The organism is Paenibacillus tritici (assembly GCF_013204885.1).
Classification (GTDB): Bacteria; Bacillota; Bacilli; order Paenibacillales; family Paenibacillaceae; genus Paenibacillus_AQ; species Paenibacillus_AQ tritici.
Window position 1 is genome coordinate 1 of the sequence record NZ_JABMKX010000036.1, and the last position, 4,640, is coordinate 4,640.

At 49.1% G+C, this 4,640-nt stretch carries 2 protein-coding genes; both read left to right on the forward strand.

The window, feature by feature from the left end; translation table 11 throughout:
* Positions 1-665: 665 nt before the first annotated feature.
* Positions 666-3,620, forward strand: a complete 2,955-nt coding sequence (locus HQN87_RS31885; protein ID WP_173141363.1) for an ABC transporter substrate binding protein — start codon at positions 666-668, stop codon at positions 3,618-3,620.
* 183 nt (positions 3,621-3,803) lie between these two features.
* A complete protein-coding gene (locus HQN87_RS33170; RefSeq protein WP_367272852.1) occupies positions 3,804-4,151 on the forward strand; it encodes a DUF6713 family protein in 348 nt (115 codons plus the stop codon).
* Positions 4,152-4,640 lie beyond the last annotated feature (489 nt).

The window sequence follows — 4,640 nt, forward strand, 5'->3', positions numbered from 1 at the left end:
TATTGAAGTAGACTTTTTCATGAGGTCGCCTCGTTTCGTATGTTTGTAGGGGTACAAACACTTTAACGAATCAGCGGCCTTTTTGCTACCTTATTTTGGGTAATCAACAGGCTTAGAAAAAGGTATCTTAATTCCTCGATTTCTCAGTAATATAAGGAAGCAAGTGGAAAAAGGGCACTTATTTATATTGGTTTTGGCTACTTAAGGTGAAATGAGGGAATTTAAGTGTTGTTTATCCAACTCCTGTTCTAGAAGTGTTTATTTGTTCATCAGTAAGTGTAGGAAATCCATCTAATTCCTATCCGCTCCCCATCCCGGCGGCCTTCATTTGTCCCCGCAGACGATGGCCAACTGGTTTAGGCTATTTGACGCTTACGTATGTTTAATAGATAGAAAAAGACCCGCCCCATTAGCATGAGACGAATCTTGGAGGGCGAGTTTTTAGCTAGTAAGGCTTCAAAGAAATTTTATAGCCTACGTTATGTGCAACAGTGCTTTGTTTATCGTCCAATGAGGCCGGGGGCTGGCCGCTTTTTGTTGTTCCTAAAAACACAGTTACCCCCTATAATTGTATCCAAGCAGTCCTCGTTTGTAAGCCTCATGCCAGAAGTGTTCCTTCTACTTGCCAGAATCCGACTTTGAGATAGATGAACGGGAGTGTGCGAATGAGTGTAGATCAAATTCATCTCAGGTTGTTAAGAAGCTTGCTCTTGCCTCTGTTTATCTTATGGTGTACAACAGGAGCTGCCCACGCCGCTGCCGAAGAGCTGCCCGCACAGAATGTGCTGGTGCTGCATTCCTATCAGAAGGGCTTTGCCTGGACCGATGAACAAAGTGCCGGAATGGAAGAACGTCTGAAGAGCGCATCCAATCTTCCCGTGATCTACACCGAGTACATGGACTGGAAAAGGTATCCCACGCAGGAGAATCTCGAGCATTTCTACCAAACCATCAAATTCAAGTATCAGAATGTCCATATCGACACCATCCTTACAACGGACGATGCTGCGCTGAGCTTCGCGTTGAAGTACCGCCACGAGCTTCTGAATGATGCTCCGATCATTTTCAGCGGGATCAACGAATTGGGAGTGGCCGCTATCCCCAATCCCCACAACATTACAGGCGTTATCGAAAAAATAGATCCCAAACCTACCATCCGAATGGCTATGGACATCAATCCTTCCTTGAAGAAGGTGTATATTGTCTATGATAATTCGGAGAGCGGGCTGTCAACCGGCCAGATGGTGATGGATCAGATCGGCGCAATGAAGCTGGGGCTTGAGCTGTTCCCCATGAACCGCTTGTCCATGGAACAGATCCAAGCAACGGCGTCGTCGCTGTCCCCGGACAGTATTGTGCTGATGACTACATATTTTAGCGACTCTACCGGACGAATTGTCGAGTTCGACAGATTTGCAGGTGAACTGGGCAAGAGCAGCAGGGTTCCGGTATATCATATTTATGATTTTGGATTGAATCATGGCGCCTTCGGGGGCAGTCTGATCAGCGGCAGAATTCAGGGCCAGACGGCGGCTGATCTTGCGCAGCGTATCCTGCAGGGAGAGCAGGCGGGGAAGATCCCGGTCGTAACCGACAGCAATGTGCGCAAGGTGTTCGATTATAACGAGCTGCAGCGGTTCAACATACCGCAGGACAAGCTGCCGGAGGGCAGTGAGGTGATCAACAAGCCGTTCTCCTTCTATCAGACCTACAAGGTGCTGGTGCTGAGCATCGTGGCTGCTTTTGCGGTGCTGGTAGCCTTCATTCTGGTGTTGTTATTCTATGTGCAGCTGGTCAGAAGGATTAGAAGCAGCCTGGAAAAAAGCAATGAACGCTTCAGCCTGGCGACCTACGGCTCGGATGCGGTAATCTGGGACGTTGATATGTCTACGATGATCTATTATTTCTCGGACAGCTGGTATGAGCTGCTCGGGTATGCCCGGGATGAGATTAATGAGAGCCGCGGCGGCTGGCGGGATATTCTCCATCCGGAGGATGCCGAGCAGGAGAACCGGCTGCGCATCCAGCATCTGGAGGGTCGTTCTTCTTACTACTACGCTGAATACCGGATGCGGAGCAAGGCGGGCGAATACAAGTGGTTCCAGGCCCGGGGAAAGGTGCTGCGGAATGCAAGCGGCGGATATATCCGGTTTGCCGGGTCCATGGTGGACGTAACGGACCGCAAGGGCTATGAGAGCAAGCTGCAGATAAGCTATCAGGAGCTGGAGTCCACCTATGAAGAACTGACGGCACTGCAGGATGAACTGCTGGAGCAGTATAACAAAGTGGTGGAGAACCAGGCGCTGCTGCAGACCAGTGAGGAGAGATACCGGCTGCTGGCCTATAATGATGTGCTTAGCGGTCTGCCGAACCGGCTGTCGCTGTCCGAAGAGCTGAAGGCTTTCATTGAGGATCCTTCCAGCGGTCACGCTGCCCTGTTCTTCCTGGATATCGACAACTTCAAGTACATCAACGATACCATGGGCCATACCTTCGGCGATGAGCTGCTGGTGAAGGTAGGGGAACGGCTGCTTAGCCACTCTGACGGGCGCAGCAAGCATTTCCGCTTCGGCGGGGATGAGTTTGTGATTCTTTTCAAAAATGTGGAGGGAGCCGATGAGGTAATCCGTTATGCGGATGCCTTGGTTCAGGGCTTCAGGGAGCCGTTCCAGCTTCACGCGAGTGTCGTGCATATCTCGACCAGTATCGGGATTGCCCAGTACCCGGAGAACGGCCTGAATGCGGAGGAACTGCTGAAGAATGCCGACATTGCGATGTACAAAGCGAAAGAAGCGGGCAAGGGCATCTATGTGATCTATGGACATGAGATGCAGCAGTATTTTGATAAAAGGATGGTTATCGAGAATCATTTAAGAAGCGCTATTTCCAATAATGAGCTGTCGCTGCATTATCAGCCACTGCTGGATATGGGTTCTGGCGAGGTCTGGGGCTTCGAGGCACTGATCCGCTGGAATAATCCGGTGCTGGGCTTCGTATCGCCGTTATCCTTCATCCGGGTTGCCGAGGATTGCCGGCTTATTGTTCCTATTGGAGAGTGGGTGCTGCGCTCCGCCTGCCGGTTCATCAAGGATCTGCAGAATCAGGGCTATGAGGGTTATCATATCTCGGTTAATATCTCGGTCATTCAACTGATGCTGGAAGACTTCACGGAGATGGTGCTTACCGTGCTGCAGGACACCGGGCTTGCGCCGGAATATCTGGAGCTGGAGATTACCGAGTCGATCTTCATGGAATCCTTCGAGTCGATCAGCTCCAAGCTGGAAGCGCTCAAGAAGAGGGGCATCGGCATTGCGCTGGACGATTTCGGAACGGGTTACTCTTCCCTTAGCTACCTGAAGCAGCTGCCGATTACTACCCTGAAGATCGACAAATCCTTCATCGACAGCATTGACACTCCTAATAGTATGTCACTGGCCCGCTCCATTGTGACCATCGGCCACGATATGGGGCTGAATGTTACCGCTGAGGGGGTAGAGACCCCGGAGCAGCTTGCTTTTCTGAAGCGGACAAGCTGTGACAAGATTCAGGGTTATTATATCAGCAGGCCTATTCCGGAAAAAGAGGTTGCAGGCTGGGTTGCGGGACGCAGGGCGGGGTAGGTTGAGCTGTGAACCGGATAAGTCCGGGTTTTCTCGCAGAGTAATACGGCAACATGGAGAAGAAGTGGGATTATGTAGTTCACATGGAACCCTTCCGTGTCTCGAAACGTAACTATCCTTTATGATGTGATTAACTCTGAGTATATCAATAAGTGAGGTGTAGGTTTGTCATCCATTCTACTAATGATTTTTTCGATTAATTTTGCTCTCCTGCTTGTGCACGAAATGGATGCAATCCGAGCCAAAGAATGGAGAATGTTTATCTTCCTGAGAGAGTTGACAGATGAACGTGCCTTCAAAGTATTTACAATTTTGCATCTGCCGCTGTATGCCTTTTTACTGTTTTCCTTGATAAGTCAACATCTGTTATCTTTCATAATAATAGATATATTTTTAATTCTTCACTCGATCGCTCATTTTTTCTTTGAGAAGCATCCAAGTAATCATTTTAAGAACCTATTCTCTAGATTAATTATATATCCCATGGGCCTATTGGGTTTGTTGCATCTTGTTGGGTTACTGTATTGGTAGCAGCATCAGCCACCTATTGATTAGGTGGCTTTTTTATTGTGAGGGAAGTTGTGCTAAGAACAAAGGGGCAATGCTGATTCTGCCGAGTGTGGCTGAAGGAGAGTGATGAGGAGCAATAGTGCACCTGAATTACCTGGACGCGGGCTGAATGAGTAAATGAAGAGTATAAGTGCACCTGAATTCACTGGACGCGGGCTAGATGAGCCAATGAAGAGCAATAGTGCACCTGAATTCACTGGACGCGGACTAGATGAGCCAATGAGGAGCAATAGTGCACCTGAATTCCCCGGACGTGGACTAAATGAGCCAATGAAGAGCATTAGTGCACTTGAATTCATCGGACGCTGGCTAAATGAGCCAATCAAACGGGGGCTGTCCCAAAAGTAGATTTTCTACGGCGAAAGACCGTCCTCTTCATTCTTAATGCTACAAAAAGTGAGCAGAGCAGCGATTCTCCCGTTATTGGAGGATCGCTGCTCTGCGTTTTTG